The 17,107-nt window shown below is 46.1% G+C and carries 13 protein-coding genes and 3 tRNA genes; all 16 read right to left on the reverse strand.

Annotated features, from left to right (window positions below; translation table 11 throughout):
* Positions 1-105: 105 nt before the first annotated feature.
* Positions 106-1,317, reverse strand: coding sequence for a sodium ion-translocating decarboxylase subunit beta (locus GJU87_RS13935; RefSeq protein WP_153640073.1), 1,212 nt, complete (start codon positions 1,315-1,317; stop codon positions 106-108).
* 19 nt (positions 1,318-1,336) lie between these two features.
* The gene (locus GJU87_RS13940; protein ID WP_153640074.1) at positions 1,337-3,247 is read right to left on the reverse strand and encodes a biotin/lipoyl-containing protein; all 1,911 of its coding nucleotides are present in this window, start codon (positions 3,245-3,247) and stop codon (positions 1,337-1,339) included.
* A gap of 86 nt (positions 3,248-3,333) precedes the next feature.
* On the reverse strand, positions 3,334-3,588 hold the full coding sequence (locus GJU87_RS13945) for an OadG family protein (protein ID WP_153640075.1): 255 nt from the start codon (positions 3,586-3,588) through the stop codon (positions 3,334-3,336).
* Between the two features lie 178 nt (positions 3,589-3,766).
* Complete coding sequence (locus tag GJU87_RS13950; RefSeq protein ID WP_153640076.1) at positions 3,767-4,087, reverse strand: DUF3467 domain-containing protein; 321 nt, start codon at positions 4,085-4,087, stop codon at positions 3,767-3,769.
* An 11-nt stretch (positions 4,088-4,098) separates the two neighbouring features.
* On the reverse strand, positions 4,099-8,376 hold the full coding sequence (gene rpoC / locus GJU87_RS13955) for a DNA-directed RNA polymerase subunit beta' (protein ID WP_153640077.1): 4,278 nt from the start codon (positions 8,374-8,376) through the stop codon (positions 4,099-4,101).
* Positions 8,377-8,480: 104 nt separating this feature from the next.
* Positions 8,481-12,293: a DNA-directed RNA polymerase subunit beta gene (gene rpoB, locus GJU87_RS13960; protein ID WP_153640078.1), complete on the reverse strand. Its 3,813-nt coding sequence runs from the start codon at positions 12,291-12,293 to the stop codon at positions 8,481-8,483.
* A gap of 102 nt (positions 12,294-12,395) precedes the next feature.
* Entirely contained in the window at positions 12,396-12,773 is a 378-nt protein-coding gene (gene rplL, locus GJU87_RS13965; RefSeq protein ID WP_106540148.1) for a 50S ribosomal protein L7/L12, read from the reverse strand.
* A 59-nt stretch (positions 12,774-12,832) separates the two neighbouring features.
* Positions 12,833-13,354 carry a 50S ribosomal protein L10 gene (gene rplJ / locus GJU87_RS13970; protein WP_106540149.1) on the reverse strand — a complete coding sequence of 174 codons (522 nt, stop codon included), beginning with the start codon at positions 13,352-13,354 and terminating at the stop codon, positions 12,833-12,835.
* Positions 13,355-13,370: 16 nt separating this feature from the next.
* On the reverse strand, positions 13,371-14,066 hold the full coding sequence (rplA, locus tag GJU87_RS13975) for a 50S ribosomal protein L1 (RefSeq protein ID WP_106540150.1): 696 nt from the start codon (positions 14,064-14,066) through the stop codon (positions 13,371-13,373).
* Positions 14,067-14,082: 16 nt separating this feature from the next.
* Entirely contained in the window at positions 14,083-14,526 is a 444-nt protein-coding gene (gene rplK, locus GJU87_RS13980) for a 50S ribosomal protein L11 (protein WP_153640079.1), read from the reverse strand.
* Between the two features lie 24 nt (positions 14,527-14,550).
* On the reverse strand, positions 14,551-15,099 hold the full coding sequence (gene nusG, locus GJU87_RS13985) for a transcription termination/antitermination protein NusG (protein WP_153640080.1): 549 nt from the start codon (positions 15,097-15,099) through the stop codon (positions 14,551-14,553).
* 20 nt (positions 15,100-15,119) lie between these two features.
* Entirely contained in the window at positions 15,120-15,377 is a 258-nt protein-coding gene (gene secE, locus GJU87_RS13990) for a preprotein translocase subunit SecE (protein ID WP_308788916.1), read from the reverse strand.
* 93 nt (positions 15,378-15,470) lie between these two features.
* The gene (gene tuf, locus GJU87_RS13995) at positions 15,471-16,658 is read right to left on the reverse strand and encodes an elongation factor Tu (RefSeq protein WP_106540154.1); all 1,188 of its coding nucleotides are present in this window, start codon (positions 16,656-16,658) and stop codon (positions 15,471-15,473) included.
* A 63-nt stretch (positions 16,659-16,721) separates the two neighbouring features.
* Positions 16,722-16,793 (reverse strand) — tRNA-Thr (locus GJU87_RS14000).
* Positions 16,794-16,801: 8 nt separating this feature from the next.
* Positions 16,802-16,874 (reverse strand) — tRNA-Gly (locus GJU87_RS14005).
* Positions 16,875-16,886: 12 nt separating this feature from the next.
* Positions 16,887-16,969, reverse strand: a tRNA-Tyr gene (locus GJU87_RS14010).
* Positions 16,970-17,107: the final 138 nt, after the last annotated feature.

Below are 17,107 nucleotides of genomic sequence, written 5' to 3' on the forward strand. Positions count from 1 at the left end.
TTTTATGATACTACAAGCATTTATCGGGTGGTCAAACGGTCAGGACTAAATAAAAAAAGCCACCCCTCAATGTGAAGGATGGCTAAATCCAGTTTAATTCAGTTATCAGGTCAGGAATGTCATCAATACACCGGCAGCAACAGCTGAACCGATAACTCCCGATATATTACTGGCCATGCAGTATTGCAAAATATGATTACCCGAATCATGCTTCAAAGCAATCTCATTCGCCACACGTGATGCCATCGGAACAGCGCTCAATCCGGTAGCTCCCACCAATGGATTAATTTTCTTCTTCGAAAATATATTGTACACTTTCACAGCCACGATACCTCCACCGATGGAAATAGCGAAAGCCAGAAAACCGCCAACGATAATTCCCAGCGTTTTCGGCTCCAGGAATACATCAGCCGTCATGGTTGCGCCTACGGTCAGCCCCAGAAAAATGGTGGCTGAATTCATGATGGTTGTGGTAGCCGCATCAGTCAATCGGCCCACCGTACTTCCAATCTCCTTTACCAAATTACCGAAGAATAACATACCCAAAAGCGGTGTTGCTGTCGGCACCAGAATAGCAATAACGATGATCATCGAAATCGGGAACAGGATTTTCACCAGCTTCAGATTTCTGATCTTATGCTTCGGCGGAAATAGTTTGTCCTGCTCCTTCATGTTAATTTTCAACTCATCCTTCGAGACCAGTCCTCTCACAACCATTGGGATAATCACCGGCACCAGCGACATATAAGAATAAGCCGCAATGGCGATCGGTCCCAGCAAATGCGGAGCCAGTTTAATCGTTGTATAAATGGCCGTCGGGCCGTCGGCACCTCCAATAATTCCGAGCGAACCAGCTTCGCGAGGCGTAAAACCGAGCGAAATGGCTGCGAGAAAAACGGTGAAGATGCCAATCTGTGCAGCTGCGCCAAAGAAAGCCAGCCTCAGGTTACGCAGCATCGGACCAAAATCGGTCAACGCTCCCACTCCCATAAAAATCAACGGCGGTAACAAACCGGTTTTAATCAGCGCATAGTACAGAAAGTTCATGATGCCAAACTTGTGGGCAATCTCGAACAGGTTCATATAGTGCTCGTGTCCCAACTCAATGCTTTCGCCAGGCACAACGCCCATCTGGCCACCGGGAAGGTTAGCCAGAATGATACCAAAAGCAATGGGAATGAGCAGTAGCGGTTCGTATTTTTTCCGGATTCCGAGGTACAGGAGCACCGAGCCAATAAGCAACATCAGCAACACAGCGGGGTGCTCGAAGATCGCCTGGAACGCGGTCATTCGATACAGACTTTTTAAAATTTCCATGTTATTCAGGTTTCAGGCCTTACTTAATCCGGACCAGTACATCATCCTCTTCCACATCACTACCACTATTTTGAACAAGTTCCACAACCTGTCCGCCTGCATCGGCTTTAATGGCATTGTATGTTTTCATGGCCTCGACATATCCCACCAAATCGCCTGCACTAATGGTATCTCCTACCTTAATACCCGTTTCAGAGGAATCTTTCGTTAAGTAAAATTTCCCTTCCAGCGGAGCCAGAATCTCCCGAACTTTTCCATCAACGGCAGGTTTCAAAGCGGGCTGACTACTTGTTCCTGCAGGCGCAGCAGGTGCTTCAGCAGCGGGTTGATCATCGCCATATGAAACGGTTACTTTGAAATTCTCTCCGTCAACATTGATATTCATGGAAGTTGGCGCAAAATCGGCCGATGCGACAGGAGCCGAAGCAGCCGGTGCAGCTGATTCAGGCTTGGTGTTCACTCCACTGCCTTCCGCTTTGCGCTTCGCTAAATCTTCGTTAAACGCTTTTTTGGCTTCGCCTGATTTGTAGGCTCTGTATTGTTCGGGATGCATCGCCAGCTCGAGCAGTTCTTCGTCATCCTGGCCGTAATCCCACCCTTTTTCATCCATTTCCTTGCGGAAAGAATCGAGCGCATCCGGATACGGATCCTGAGGATGTCCGGTATAAAACTCTTTGCCCGCTTCTTTGGCAAGTTGTGCAAGTTCCGGAGCCAGTTCTCCGGGCAATTTTCCGGAGTACCCTAAAATCATGTCCCAGATGTTATCGGCAATCATCGACCAGCGTTCTTTGCCTTTCTCCATCTGCATTACATTCATCAGCGCTAAATTCTTCACATACTGACTAAAGGGCGTCACCAATGGCGGATATCCCAGTTTGGGCCAAATGTACTTCACTTCATCGAAAAGTTTGATGAGCAAATCGTCTTGCGAAAGTTGCGGTTGGTTGCGTTTTGCTTTCCATTTGTTCAGGCTCGCCAGGTTATTTTCCAGGTCAGCCATCAGACTTCCCATCATGCCGCCGGGAAGACCGGGACCAATCAACAGGGAGTTAATATAGCGGTTCCGAGGTGTAATGTAATACCCCAGAAAATCGTCGATAAAATCCTGTGTCAGGCTGCGCACCTTCATGTATTCCGTCATGTTGATATCCGGCACGTCAAAGCCGTCGTCCTTCAACATTTCGTGAACAGAAAGCAGGTCGGCGTGCCCTGTTCCCCACGAAAGTGGTTCCATACCTACGTCGATAATGTCTGCTCCGGCGCGAGCTACTTCCAGAATGGAAGCCATGGTGAACCCCGGTGTAGTATGTCCGTGGTATTCGATTATAATTTCGGGGTGTTTTTCTTTGATGCCAGCAGTAATTTTCCCCAACCATGCCGGACGTCCAACTCCTGCCATGTCCTTCAGACAGATTTCGTCGGCTCCTGCCTGAATTAAATCATCCGCCAGGTTGACGTAGTAGTCCACCGTATGAACATCGGAGTAAGTAAGCGAAAGTGCTGCTTGAGCGATCATTCCGCCTTCTTTGGCATATTTAATGGAATCTTTAATGTTACGTGGATCATTCAATCCACAAAATGAGCGGGCAATATCGGTTCCCTGTTTTTTCTTCACCTTAAACATCAGACGACGCACATCAGCCGGGACGGGGCTCATTCGGATGCCGTTCAGGGCACGCTCGAGCATATGGGTTTGGATTCCTGCATCGTTGAAAGGCTGTGTCCACTCACGGACTGATTTATTAGGATTTTCACCGAAAAGGAGATTGATTTGCTCAAACCCACCACCGTTGGTCTCTACTCGTGCAAAACATCCCATATTGACGATATGCGGAGCTACTTTCATCAACTGATCCACCCGGGGAACATATTTCCCCGACGACTGCCACATATCACGGTACAACAGTGAAAATTTGATTTTTCGCTTCATAATTAAATTCTTTTTGCCGAATCGGCACAGTTGTTTTTATTGTTTTAAAGGTTTATTGGCTTGGGCTGGCGGGGGCGCCAGTCAAGTCAAAGTTTTTCGATATTGGTAATTTTTCCTTTGCCCCGGGTGGCCATGTTCACTGCGGCAGTGATGGCTGCCAGCTTCTTTCTACTGATTCCTTCGCCCGTATTGGATGATAAGATCTTCTCAGCTTCCGGAAAATACCTATTAACCAAGCGGATAATTACATTCCCAAAAACTACGACGAGGAAAAGAATCAGAAAAACAGTGATCATACCGACTCCAAGAAGCTTAAATGCCAACGCATATTCACCACTCATAATCTAGATATTTAATGTTTTACATTTTTATATAAAAATTTTCCCACGAAGGCCAATTTTAGTGATTAAAACATTCAAAATGAAACTAAATAGTGGCACCAAAATTCACTTTTCGTTCAAACAAAAAAAGGTCCTTCCGAATCGGAAGGACCTTTAATATTCTGTATCAATTAATCAGTTATGCTTCACCTTTGGGACCGAAATTCATCGGTATGCCCGGCTCATGACCATCAGCGATATTCTTGATGGGCCCATGAAGCGACTCATACTTCTGAATATTATCCTGCAAAGCCTTCATCAGCCTTTTGGCGTGCTCGGGGGTAAGAATTACCCTCGATTTAACCTTGGCCTTGGGAAGTCCCGGCATTACCCGGATAAAATCCACAATAAACTCGGTAGGCGAATGAGTAATGATGGCCAGATTGGAAAATGTTCCCTGGCCTACTTCATCACTCAATTCGATGTTCAACTGATTTTGTTGATTTTTATCTTCATTCATGGTAATACACTTTATTCAGCATCTACATTTTCGGATGCCTTGATGTCTACCAAACGATCGTACTCCTCACGTGAGCCAACTACCAGGTTGCGATATTCGCGCTTACCGGTACCGGCCGGGATGAGGTGTCCGCAGATGACGTTCTCTTTCAAACCTTCGAGGTAATCGACCTTACCGTTGATAGCGGCTTCGTTCAATACCTTAGTAGTTTCCTGGAACGACGCAGCCGACATCCACGACTTGGTTTGCAGTGCCGCACGGGTAATTCCCTGGAGTACCTGGTTTGATGTAGCCGGTACAGCCGGACGTGCTTCCACAATCTTTTTGTCGCGACGTTTCAGCTGCGAGTTTTCATCGCGCAAACGACGGGCAGTGATAATCTGTCCCGGACGCAGCGTTTCGGAATCTCCCGGATCGTTTACAACCATTTTGTCGTAAATCCAGTCATTCTCCTGATTGAACTCGCTCTTGTCGACAATCTGTTTTTCGAGGAAGCGGGTATCTCCCGGATCATCGATATCAACTTTGCGCATCATCTGACGAACGATTACTTCAAAGTGCTTATCGTTGATCTTCACACCCTGCATACGATATACGTCCTGTACTTCGTTCACGATGTACTCCTGAACTTCGGTCGGGCCTTTAATTCTCAGGATGTCTGCCGGCGTAGTTGCACCATCGGAAAGCGGTGTACCTGCACGAACGTAGTCGTTCTCCTGAACCAAAATCTGACGAGACAGCGGAACCAGGTATTTCTTCACATCGCCTACACGGGAAGTGATGATAATCTCGCGGTTACCACGCTTGATTTTACCCAGTGATACTTCACCATCGATTTCGGATACAACGGCAGGATTCGAAGGATTACGTGCCTCGAACAGCTCGGTTACCCTCGGCAGACCACCGGTAATATCGCCCGCTTTACCAGAAGCACGCGGAATCTTCATCAATACATCACCTGCCTTCACGGTAGCTCCTTCGTCAACACTCAAGTGACCGCCTACCGGGAGGTTGTACGAACGCAACACCTCGCCATTCTCATCGAGAATACGCAGGGTCGGGTTCTTGGTTTTATCACGGGTTTCAACGATTACTTTCTCCTTATATCCGGTCTGCTCATCGGATTCTTCACGATAGGTAATTCCATCAATCAAATCCTGGTACGAAACACGTCCTTTGAATTCGGTAATAATTACACCGTTATACGGGTCCCACTCACAAAGCTTGCTATCCTTGGTAATGGGCTCGCCTTCCTTAACGTAGAGTTTAGAACCGTAAGGCAGTGCGTGAGTCGACAACGGAATACCCGTATTCTTGTCAACAATCTTCAACTCGGCCAAACGGCTAACAACGATATCCATGTCGTCACCGGCATCATCGGTCCATTCAACCGAACGTAGCTCTTCGAACTGTGCAATACCATCGTAACGGGCCACAACAGTAGACTGTGACGAGACGTTACCGGCAATACCCCCCACGTGGAAGGTACGCAGTGTCAGCTGAGTACCCGGCTCTCCAATCGACTGGGCAGCAATTACACCAACCGACTCACCTGCAGAAACCATGTTACCTGTAGCCAGGTTACGGCCATAACATTTGGCACAAACACCCACTTCAGATTCACAGGTCAGTACCGAACGAATTTCAACACGCTCGATAGGTGACTCGTCGATGACTTTCCCGATCTCTTCTGTAATTTCCTCTCCCGAACGGATAATAAGTTTTCCGGTCATCGGGTGGTAAATATCATGAACAGTGGTACGCCCCAAAATACGTTCATACAGCGATGCAACAACTTCTTCGTTGTTTTTGATAGCGCTGGCTACCAATCCACGCAATGTACCACAATCACTTTCTGAAATAATCACATCCTGCGCAACGTCAACCAAACGACGGGTCAAATAACCAGCATCGGCAGTTTTCAGTGCGGTATCGGCCAAACCTTTACGAGCACCGTGAGTAGAAATAAAGTACTCCAGTACCGAAAGTCCTTCCTTGAAGTTGGCCAAAATCGGGTTCTCAATAATCTGAGCACCGGTTGAACCAGACTTCTGAGGTTTCGCCATCAATCCACGCATACCGCACAGCTGACGAATCTGCTCTTTCGAACCACGGGCTCCCGAGTCAAGCATCATGTAAATCGAGTTGAATCCCTGCTTATCGCTGCTCAACGTCTGCATTACATTCTGGGTCAACTTGGCGTTAACGTGTGTCCAGATATCAATTACCTGGTTGTAGCGCTCGTTGTTGGTAATGAAACCCATGTTGTAGTTGGCCATCACCTCTTCAACTTCGGCATAACCTTCGGCAACCATTTCTGATTTTTCATCAGGAATGATAACGTCGTCGAGGTTAAATGACAGACCACCACGGTATGCCATCTTATAACCGGTGTTCTTGATATCATCGAGGAACTGAGCGGTAACAGCATTGCTGGTGCGTTTCAGAATTAACGAAATAATTTCTCGCAATGCCTTTTTGGTCAATAACTTGTTGATATAACCGGCTTCTTTCGGCACAAGCTCATTAAAGATGATTCGACCAACAGTCGTTTCAATCATCTGCTCTGTCAGCTCACCGTTCTCATCCAGATCAAGTACTTTACAGTTGACAATTGCATGTATCTCAGCTTTGCCTTCGTTGTGTGCAATAATTGCTTCTTCCGGAGAGTAGAAAGTCAAGCCTTCGCCCCGGGCACCTTTCCGCGGTTTGGTCATGTAGTACAGACCCAACACCATATCCTGAGAAGGAACGGTAATAGGAGCACCATTGGCCGGGTTCAGCAGGTTGTGCGATGACAACATCAGCAACTGAGCCTCCAAAATGGCGGCATTACCCAACGGAAGGTGAACAGCCATCTGGTCACCGTCGAAGTCGGCGTTAAAACCGGTACATACCAACGGGTGCAGACGGATAGCTTTACCTTCGACCAGTACCGGCTGGAATGCCTGGATAGAGAGTCGGTGAAGCGTAGGAGCACGGTTCAGCATAACCGGATGTCCTTTCATCACGTTCTCCAGAATATCCCAGATAACCGGGTCTTTCCGGTCGACAATTTTCTTCGCTGATTTAACGGTCTTTACAATACCGCGCTCAATCAATTTACGAATGATGAACGGTTTGTAAAGCTCGGCAGCCATATCCTTCGGAATACCACATTCGTGGATACGAAGCGTTGGTCCAACCACAATTACCGAACGGGCTGAATAGTCGACACGTTTACCCAGCAAGTTCTGACGGAAACGTCCCTGCTTACCTTTCAGCGAGTCGGACAGTGATTTCAGTGCACGGTTGTTATCCGTTTTCACTGCATTGGACTTACGGCTATTATCGAAGAGTGAATCGACAGCTTCCTGAAGCATACGTTTCTCGTTACGGAGAATCACTTCGGGAGCTTTGATTTCAATCAGTCGTTTCAAACGGTTGTTACGGATGATAACCCGACGATACAGATCGTTCAGGTCGGAAGTAGCGAAACGTCCACCATCCAACGGAACCAACGGACGCAGATCCGGTGGAATAACCGGAACTACTTTCACAATCATCCACTCCGGACGGTTACGACCTTTCGACGCACGGAAAGCTTCAACTACCTGGAGACGTTTCAATGCCTCGTTTTTCCGCTGCTGCGAAGTTTCGGTGTTGGCTTTGTGGCGAAGATCGTACGACATTTCATCCAGATCAAGACGCTCGAGCAGACGGTACAGTCCTTCGGCGCCCATATCAGCAATGAATTTGTCCGGATGATCATCATCCAGCATTTGATTTTCCTTCGGTAAGGTCTCGATGATATCGAGGTACTCTTCTTCCGTAAGGAAATCAAGATATTTTACACCATCATTACGTTTGATACCCGCGTTAATAACCACGTAGCGTTCGTAGTAAATGATGGAATCGAGTTTCTTGGTTGGCAAACCAAGCAGGTAACCGATTTTGTTCGGAAGTGATTTAAAATACCAGATGTGGGCTACCGGAACCACCAGTGAGATGTGTCCCATGCGCTCACGACGGACTTTCTTCTCAGTCACTTCCACACCGCATCGGTCACAAACGATACCGCGGTAACGGATGCGCTTGTATTTCCCGCAATGACATTCATAGTCTTTTACAGGCCCGAAGATCCTTTCACAGAAAAGACCGTCACGCTCGGGCTTATAGGTGCGGTAATTAATCGTCTCTGGCTTCAGTACTTCCCCGTGTGAACGTTCCAGAATTTCTTCCGGAGACGCCAAACTGATGGTGATTTTCGAGAAGTTACTTTTGACCTTGTTGTCTCGTCTGAATGCCATAATTTATCGAAAGAGTTTGTAAAGAATACAATATCTGAAGTATAGTGCTTCGGGAATACCGGGCATGTGAAACATACCCGGTTTACCCTAAGCTTAATATTCTACTACTCGAGGTTTACGCTCAATCCGAGTCCCCTGAGTTCGTGTAACAATACATTCAACGATTCGGGGATACCCGGACTTGGCATCGGATCGCCTTTTACAATGGCTTCGTAGGCTTTTGCCCTTCCGATGACGTCGTCGGATTTCACCGTCAGAATTTCCTGCAGGATGTGTGATGCACCAAATGCTTCGAGTGCCCAAACCTCCATCTCTCCAAAACGCTGACCACCGAATTGCGCTTTACCACCAAGTGGCTGCTGCGTAATAAGCGAGTACGGACCGATTGAACGGGCGTGCATCTTATCTTCAACCATGTGACCCAGTTTCAGCATGTAGATAACACCTACAGTGGCCGGCTGGTCAAATGGCTCACCGGTTTCACCGTCATGAAGGATAGTTTTACCGAAACGTGGAACACCTGCTTTATTGGTATATTCCAAAATCTCGTCGAGTGATGCACCGTCGAAAATAGGAGTGGCAAATGTCAATCCCAGTTCTCTACCGGCCCACCCCAGAACGGTTTCGTAAATCTGTCCCAAGTTCATACGCGACGGTACACCCAGCGGGTTCAATACGATATCCACCGGAGTTCCATCGTCAAGGAACGGCATGTCTTCGTCGCGTACAATACGCGATACAATACCTTTGTTACCGTGGCGACCAGCCATCTTATCACCAATCTGCAGTTTCCGCTTTTTAGCAATATAAACTTTGGCCAGCTGGAGAATTCCGGCAGGAAGTTCATCACCGATGGTTACGTTGTAACGCTTACGACGGGCAACAGCTTCCGCTTCCTTGTATTTCATGATGTAGTTGTTTACAAGGTCGCGAATCATATCGTTCTTATCCTTATCGGTCGTCCATTTGTTTGGATTCACGTTCAGATAATCGATTGCCTGTAGTTGCTTCAAGGTGAACTTGGTTCCTTTCGGAATAATATCCGTATTGAAGTAATCTTTTACACCCTGCGATGTTTTACCATTAACAAGGGTAAAGATTTTATCGTACAGAATTTCGTTCAGTTTTTCAATTTCAGCTTCAAACTCGCGGTCAATTTGTTCGAGCAAAGGCTTGCTGGTAATCTTGCCTTTTTTCTCTTTCATCACGCGGGAGAAAAGCTTTTTATCGATAACTACACCACGAAGTGAAGGAGAAGCTTTCAACGAAGCATCTTTCACATCACCGGCTTTGTCACCGAAGATAGCACGGAGCAGTTTTTCTTCCGGAGAAGGATCGGATTCTCCTTTCGGAGTAATCTTACCGATCATGATATCGCCCGGTTTCACATTGGCTCCAATGCGAATCAGACCATTCTCATCAAGGTTGCGGGTCGCTTCTTCACTTACGTTCGGAATATCGGAAGTGAATTCCTCAGCTCCACGCTTGGTATCACGTACTTCGAGCGAGTACTCGTCGATGTGAACCGAAGTGAAAATGTCTTCGCGGACAATCCGCTCGGAAACCACGATTGCATCCTCATAGTTATATCCCTGCCAGGGCATGAAGGCAACTTTCAGGTTGCGTCCCAGTGCCAGCTCCCCTTTTTGGGTTGCATAGCCCTGAGTCATCAGTTCGCCTTTCGTTACCCGCTGGCCCTTAAAAACCATCGGTGTAAGGTCGACACAAGTACCTTGGTTGGTTTTCTGATATTTTTGTAGATAATATGTTTTCGTATCCGAATTGAAGCTCACAAAGCGCTCCTCATCGGTCATATCATATTTAACAACGATTTTGTTCGCGTCAACATAGTCGATAACACCATCGCCTTCAGCAGCAATCTGAACGCGGGCATCACGAACCACGTAGCCTTCCAATCCGGTTCCTACAATCGGAGCTTCCGGACGCAACAGTGGAACAGCCTGACGCATCATGTTCGATCCCATCAATGCACGGTTGGCATCATCATGCTCGAGGAAAGTAATCAATGATGCAGCAATCGATGCAATCTGGTTAGGACCAACGTCCATCAGAGCAATCTCGTCCGGACCGGCAACCGGGTAATCGGCGTCGAGACGCGACTTAATACGGTTGTTAACAAATTCGCCGTCTTCTTTCAGTGGTGCGTTTGCCTGAGCGATGATTTTACCCTCTTCTTCTTCAGCTGTCAGGTAAACAACATCATCATTGCTCAAACTTACTTTTCCGGTTTCCACCTTGCGGTAAGGAGTCGAAATAAATCCGAGGTCAGTAATCTTTGCAAATACACAAAGCGAAGAAATCAGACCGATGTTCGGACCTTCCGGGGTTTCGATCGGACACAGACGACCATAGTGCGTATAGTGAACGTCACGAACCTCGAAACCGGCACGCTCGCGGGACAGACCACCAGGACCGAGTGCCGACATACGACGCTTGTGCGTCATTTCGGCCAACGGGTTGGTTTGGTCCATGAACTGCGACAGAGCATTGGTGCCGAAGAAGGAGTTGATAACCGAAGAAAGAGTCTTCGAGTTAATCAGGTCAACCGGGGTGAACACCTCGTTGTCGCGGACGTTCATTCGCTCACGAATGGTACGCGCCATACGGGCCAGACCTACACCAAACTGGTTATACATCTGCTCTCCAACTGTACGAACACGACGGTTCGACAAGTGGTCGATATCATCGACATCAGTTTTCGAGTTGACCAACTTTATGAGGTACTTGATGATTTCGATAATGTCCTCTTTGGTAAGCACGCGGGTATCCATATCAATGTTCAGCCCAAGCTTCTTATTGATACGGTAACGTCCTACTTCTCCCAGGTCATAACGAACTTCTGAGAAGAACAATTTTTCGATCACATCACGTGCGGTTGCATCGTCCGGCGGCTCAGAGTTACGCAGCTGCCGGTAGATGTGCAGTACCGCTTCTTTTTCCGAGTTACACGGGTCTTTCTGTAAGGTATTGTAAATGATGGCATAGTCACCAACATTCTGCTCTTCCTTGTGCAGAAGGATCGTTTTTGCACCCGAATCAAGAATTTCATCAACGTGTTCGGGTTGAATAACCGTCTCACGATCGATGATTACTTCGTTACGTTCGATGGATACCACCTCACCGGTATCTTCATCGACAAAATCCTCTACCCATGTTTTCAGAACACGAGCAGCCAGTTTTCGACCAACAACCTTTTTAATTCCCGACTTCGAAACCTTCACTTCATCAGCGAGACCGAAGATTTCGAGAATCTCCTTATCACTCTCGTATCCAATCGCACGCAAAAGGGTGGTAACTGGTAATTTTTTCTTCCGGTCGATGTATGCAAACATCACATTGTTGATGTCGGTTGCAAACTCGATCCAAGAACCTTTGAAAGGAATAATCCTTGCTGAATAAAGTTTGGTTCCATTAGCATGTACACTCTGACCGAAGAATACGCCGGGTGAGCGGTGCAGCTGAGATACAACTACCCTTTCAGCACCATTAATGACGTATGAGCCACTGGGTGTCATGTATGGTACGGTGCCAAGATATACATCCTGAACCACCGTATCGAAATCTTCGTGCTCGGGATCGGTACAGTAAAGCTTTAATTTGGCTTTCAGGGGGACACTGTAAGTGAGCCCACGCTCGATACATTCGGTAATCGAATATCGGGGCGGATCGACCTGGTAATCGAGAAATTCGAGGACGAAATTATTTCGGGTATCAGTTATTGGGAAGTTCTCCTGGAAAACGCTACTCAATCCTTCGTTTTTCCGTTCTTCAGGAGAGGTTCCCAACTGGAAAAATTCCTTGAAAGATTTAATCTGCACCTCCAGGAAATCGGGGTACTCAAACCTACTCTTGGTAGATGCAAAACTAATTCTTTTATTTACAGTATTTGAAGACATTATCGACCAAATTAAGGAACCTAAAATATAAACATAAAAAGGCTTAGAATCCCTTTTCGGGATTCTAAACCGTATATAACCTCAGAAGTACAGGTCAAAGTCTTATTTGAGTTCAACTTCAGCTCCAGCTTCTTCAAGTTGAGATTTAAGAGATTCTGCTTCTTCTTTCGAGACTTTTTCTTTGATGGCTTTCGGCGCACCGTCAACCAATTCTTTGGCTTCCTTCAGACCCACACCAGCTAATTCCTTAACCAGTTTTACTACGGCCAACTTAGAACCACCAGCAGCTTTCAGGATAACATCAAACTCAGTTTGAGCTTCTTCAGCGGCACCTTCGCCACCAGCAGCAGGACCAGCAACGGCTACAGCAGCAGCTGCAGGCTCGATGCCATATTCTTCTTTCAGGATCTCAGCCAGTTCAGTAACATCTTTTACAGTCAGATTTACCAGTTCTTCTGCAAGCTTTTTAAGATCTGCCATTTTCCTCGAGATTTAAATATTAAGTGATTAAATTTTTTAACTCTAAATTGTAATAATAATTAGGCGTTACGCTCTTCCAATGTTTTCAATACACCAGAAATTGTTGAACCTCCAGACTGAAGAGCCGAGATAAGATTCTTGGCCGGTGACTGGAGCAGTGCGATAACGTCTGCAAGCAATTCTTCTTTCGATTTGATATTTACCAATACTTCCAACTGATCGGCGCCAACGTAAGTTGATTCTTCGACATAAGCACCTTTTAATACAGGTTTCTTGTTTGCCTTAGCGAACTCTTTGATGAGTTTTGCCGGTGCATTACCTGTATTGCTAAACAGAATGGAGGTATTTCCTTTCAGTACATCATAAAGCGTCTCAGTTTCTTTTTCAGAATTCTCGAGGGCTTTACGGAGCAGCGTATTCTTAACTACAATCAGTTTTACTTCACGCTTGTGACACAACCGCCGTAAGTTGCTTGACTTTTCGGCATCCAGGTCAGCTATATCGGCCAAGTAAAAATGACTGTATGAATTGATCTGCTCGGTTAATTGATCAATAACCTCTATTTTTTCGGATCTTTTCATCGCAATTATCTTTTACTTAGTCCAAGCAAGACTTAGGTTCAACCTGAATCCCTGGGCTCATGGTACTTGAAACATAAATGCTTCTAATGTATGTACCTTTTGCAGCGGCGGGCTTTAATTTCTGAATGGTATGTACAAACTCGCGGATGTTCGCCTCGATTTTATCCGATTCGAATGATACTTTTCCAACTGAGGTATGAACAATACCATATTTGTCAACTTTGAAGTCGATCTTACCCATCTTTACTTCCTGGATAGCCTTACCAACTTCCATGGTAACGGTTCCACTTTTGGGATTGGGCATCAGACCACGAGGTCCAAGAACACGACCCAACTGACCTACTTTTCCCATTACCGGAGGCATGGTGATCACAACGTCTACATCGGTCCAACCGCCTTTGATTTTCTCGATGTATTCATCCAGACCAACATAATCAGCACCTGCTTCTTTGGCTTCGGCTTCCTTATCAGGAGTTACCAGTGCCAGCACTTTTACTGATTTACCGGTTCCATGGGGCAAAGTCACAACACCGCGTACCATTTGGTTGGCTTTCCTGGGATCGACTCCGAGACGGACATCTATATCAACCGAAGCATCGAATTTGCTACTGGTAATTTCTTTCACCAGCGATGACGCTTCTTCCAAAGTATAGACTTTCCCGGCTTCGAGTTTCTCCAAAGCAGCCTTTTTATTTTTGGTAACTTTTGCCATTTGGACGTTTACTTTTTTAGTTATTAAATGGAGAGTCTCCTGTTACGGTAATCCCCATACTCCGAGCGGTACCGGCAACCATACGCATCGCCGATTCCACGGTGAAACAGTTCAGGTCAGTCATTTTGCCTTCGGCAATTTCCTTCACCTGATCCCATGATACCTCTCCCACTTTGTTTACGTGAGGCTCCGGAGATCCTTTCTTTACCTTTGCTGCATCAATAAGCTGAACTGCTACAGGCGGTGTTTTTACGATAAAGTCGAATGACTTATCGGCATACACGGTAATTACTACCGGTAATACTTTGCCTGCCTGCTCCTGCGTCCTGGCATTAAACTGCTTGCAGAACTGCATGATGTTCACCCCTTTGGCACCAAGGGCCGGACCTACGGGAGGTGAGGGATTAGCTGCACCACCTTTAATCTGTAATTTAATTAATCCAGCAACTTCTTTTGCCATAACGTTTTTTTAGAAAAAGTTACGTTACTCCTTTTCCACTTGCATAAAGCTAAGCTCCAAAGGAGTTTTTCGACCGAAAATCTTCACCATTACTTTCAGTTTCTTCTTCTCCTCATTGACTTCTTCAATGATTCCGTTGAAACCGTTAAATGGTCCGTCGGTCACTTTGATGGTCTCACCAACAACGAACGGTACTTCAAAGCCTTCGCCACTTTCCTGAAGCTCGTCGACCTTACCAAGAATTCGGTTTACCTCCGACTGACGCATCGGAACGGGATCGCCGCCCTTTGTGTCACCCAGAAAACCAATCACATTGGTAATGTTCTTTAGCATGTGTGGAATCTCTCCCACCAATGCTGCTTCAATCAGGACGTAACCCGGGAAGAAGTTGCGTTCTTTTGCCACTTTCTTTCCGTTGCGGATTTGATATACCTTCTCCGTCGGGATTAAAACCTGTGAAATGTAATCCTGAAGACCAGCATTCGCAACTTCATTTTCGATATATTCTTTTACCTTCTTTTCTTTTCCTCCGATGGTTCGAAGAACATACCATTTGCGTTGAATTTCACTCATTACGGTCCTCCAGAATCAAATTAATAGAATAAACTGTATATAAATTTCATCGCATTCTCGAAAACGAGATCGATTAAAAATATAAACAGTGCGATTATTAAGGAAGCAACCATTACTACTACTGCACTATTCTGTAATTCCTTCCAGGTTGGCCATGTTACTTTGTGCACCAACTCTGTGTAGGCTTCAGAGAAATAAGATTGTATCTTCATATCCGAATTTAATTCGTTTTGTTTCTCTTTACGAGATTGTCGGGTAATAAGAGTCGAACTTATCATCTAAAACTGCCCCAAACCGGCTTACCCGTTGTAAATACAGTCCCGGACATAACGTCCGGGACTGCTTTATTGTTTAAGCTTTATGCTTTCAAATTACTCTACAATCTCAGTAACCTGACCAGCACCTACGGTACGACCACCCTCGCGGATTGCGAAACGCAGACCGAGGTTCAATGCTACCGGGTAAATCAGCTCAACAGTAATTGATACGTTGTCGCCAGGCATTACCATTTCTGTTCCTTCAGGAAGAGAAATTTCACCGGTTACGTCAAGCGTACGCAGATAGAACTGCGGACGGTATTTGTTGTGGAAAGGAGTGTGACGACCACCTTCTTCTTTCTTCAGTACGTAAATCTCAGCTTTGAACTTGGTGTGAGGAGTGATTGAACCCGGCTTAGCCAGAATCATACCACGCTTGATTTCTTTCTTGTCAACACCACGCAGCAACAAACCTACGTTGTCACCAGCCTGTCCGTCATCAAGAATCTTACGGAACATTTCAACTCCGGTACATACAGTCTTACGACCTTCAGCACCCAAACCAATCATCTGCAGCTCGTCACCAGTATGAACAACACCAGTTTCGATACGACCTGTAGCAACAGTTCCACGACCAGTAATAGAGAATACATCCTCTACCGGCATCAGGAAGTCTTTGTCGATGTCACGCGGAGGCAGCGGAATCCAAGTATCAACTGCATTCATCAGTTCCATTACTTTTTCTTCCCACTCTTCTTCACCGTTCAGTGCACCCAAAGCAGAACCCTGAATAACAGGAGTATTGTCACCGTCGAATTCGTAGAATTCGAGCAGTTCGCGTACTTCCATCTCAACCAGTTCCAGCAATTCCTCATCGTCAACCATGTCAACTTTGTTCATGAAAACAACGATACGAGGAACGTTTACCTGGCGAGCCAACAGGATGTGCTCACGAGTCTGAGGCATAGGACCATCAGTAGCAGCTACTACAAGAATAGCTCCGTCCATCTGAGCAGCACCAGTTACCATGTTCTTAACATAGTCGGCGTGACCAGGACAGTCAACGTGCGCATAGTGACGGTTCTCAGTCTGGTACTCTACGTGAGCAGTATTAATAGTAATACCACGCTCTTTTTCTTCAGGTGCATTGTCAATAGAATCGAATTCTTTTATTTCAGACAATCCCTTTTTTGCCAAAACTTTAGTGATTGCAGCTGTAAGTGTTGTCTTACCGTGGTCCACGTGGCCAATGGTACCAATGTTCACGTGGTCTTTGGACCTGTCGTAATGTTCTTTAGCCATAACTCCAAAAATTAGATAGTGTGTTTTAAATTTTCTATTTGTTAATCATCTAATCTTTTTACGAGCCGATGACGAGAATTGAACTCGTGACCTCTTCCTTACCAAGGAAGCGCTCTACCCCTGAGCTACATCGGCAAAATTAGAGCGGGAGACGGGATTCAAACCCGCGACCCTCAGCTTGGAAGGCTGATGCTCTATCAGCTGAGCTACTCCCGCAAAAATTTCACGTGGGGAGAGCAGGATTCGAACCTACGAAGGCATAAGCCAGCAGATTTACAGTCTGCCCCAGTTGGCCACTTTGGTATCTCCCCAATTCAATAAAAATTCCGATGAACCTTAGCACTGTTTTCCTGACAAAATCAAGAGGTTTTAAACCAACAAAACACCTTCACCCATCTATCAAACAGTTATTTATCCCCGATAGTTACGTTTAATTCTAAGCTACCTGC

This window comes from Prolixibacter sp. NT017 (genome assembly GCF_009617875.1).
GTDB lineage: Bacteria > Bacteroidota > Bacteroidia > Bacteroidales > Prolixibacteraceae > Prolixibacter.

Coding starts and splice junctions, on each gene's coding strand:
- GJU87_RS13945 (WP_153640075.1), bottom strand. CDS start 3,588: ATGAGTGGTGAATATGCGTTGGCATTTAAGCTTCTTGGAGTCGGTATG.
- rpoC (WP_153640077.1), bottom strand. CDS start 8,376: ATGGCATTCAGACGAGACAACAAGGTCAAAAGTAACTTCTCGAAAATC.
- rplA (WP_106540150.1), bottom strand. CDS start 14,066: ATGGCAAAAGTTACCAAAAATAAAAAGGCTGCTTTGGAGAAACTCGAA.
- GJU87_RS13950 (WP_153640076.1), bottom strand. CDS start 4,087: ATGAATGAAGATAAAAATCAACAAAATCAGTTGAACATCGAATTGAGT.
- GJU87_RS13940 (WP_153640074.1), bottom strand. CDS start 3,247: ATGAAGCGAAAAATCAAATTTTCACTGTTGTACCGTGATATGTGGCAG.
- rplL (WP_106540148.1), bottom strand. CDS start 12,773: ATGGCAGATCTTAAAAAGCTTGCAGAAGAACTGGTAAATCTGACTGTA.
- secE (WP_308788916.1), bottom strand. CDS start 15,377: ATGATAAGTTCGACTCTTATTACCCGACAATCTCGTAAAGAGAAACAA.
- rplJ (WP_106540149.1), bottom strand. CDS start 13,354: ATGAAAAGATCCGAAAAAATAGAGGTTATTGATCAATTAACCGAGCAG.
- rpoB (WP_153640078.1), bottom strand. CDS start 12,293: ATGTCTTCAAATACTGTAAATAAAAGAATTAGTTTTGCATCTACCAAG.
- nusG (WP_153640080.1), bottom strand. CDS start 15,099: ATGAGTGAAATTCAACGCAAATGGTATGTTCTTCGAACCATCGGAGGA.
- tuf (WP_106540154.1), bottom strand. CDS start 16,658: ATGGCTAAAGAACATTACGACAGGTCCAAAGACCACGTGAACATTGGT.
- GJU87_RS13935 (WP_153640073.1), bottom strand. CDS start 1,317: ATGGAAATTTTAAAAAGTCTGTATCGAATGACCGCGTTCCAGGCGATC.
- rplK (WP_153640079.1), bottom strand. CDS start 14,526: ATGGCAAAAGAAGTTGCTGGATTAATTAAATTACAGATTAAAGGTGGT.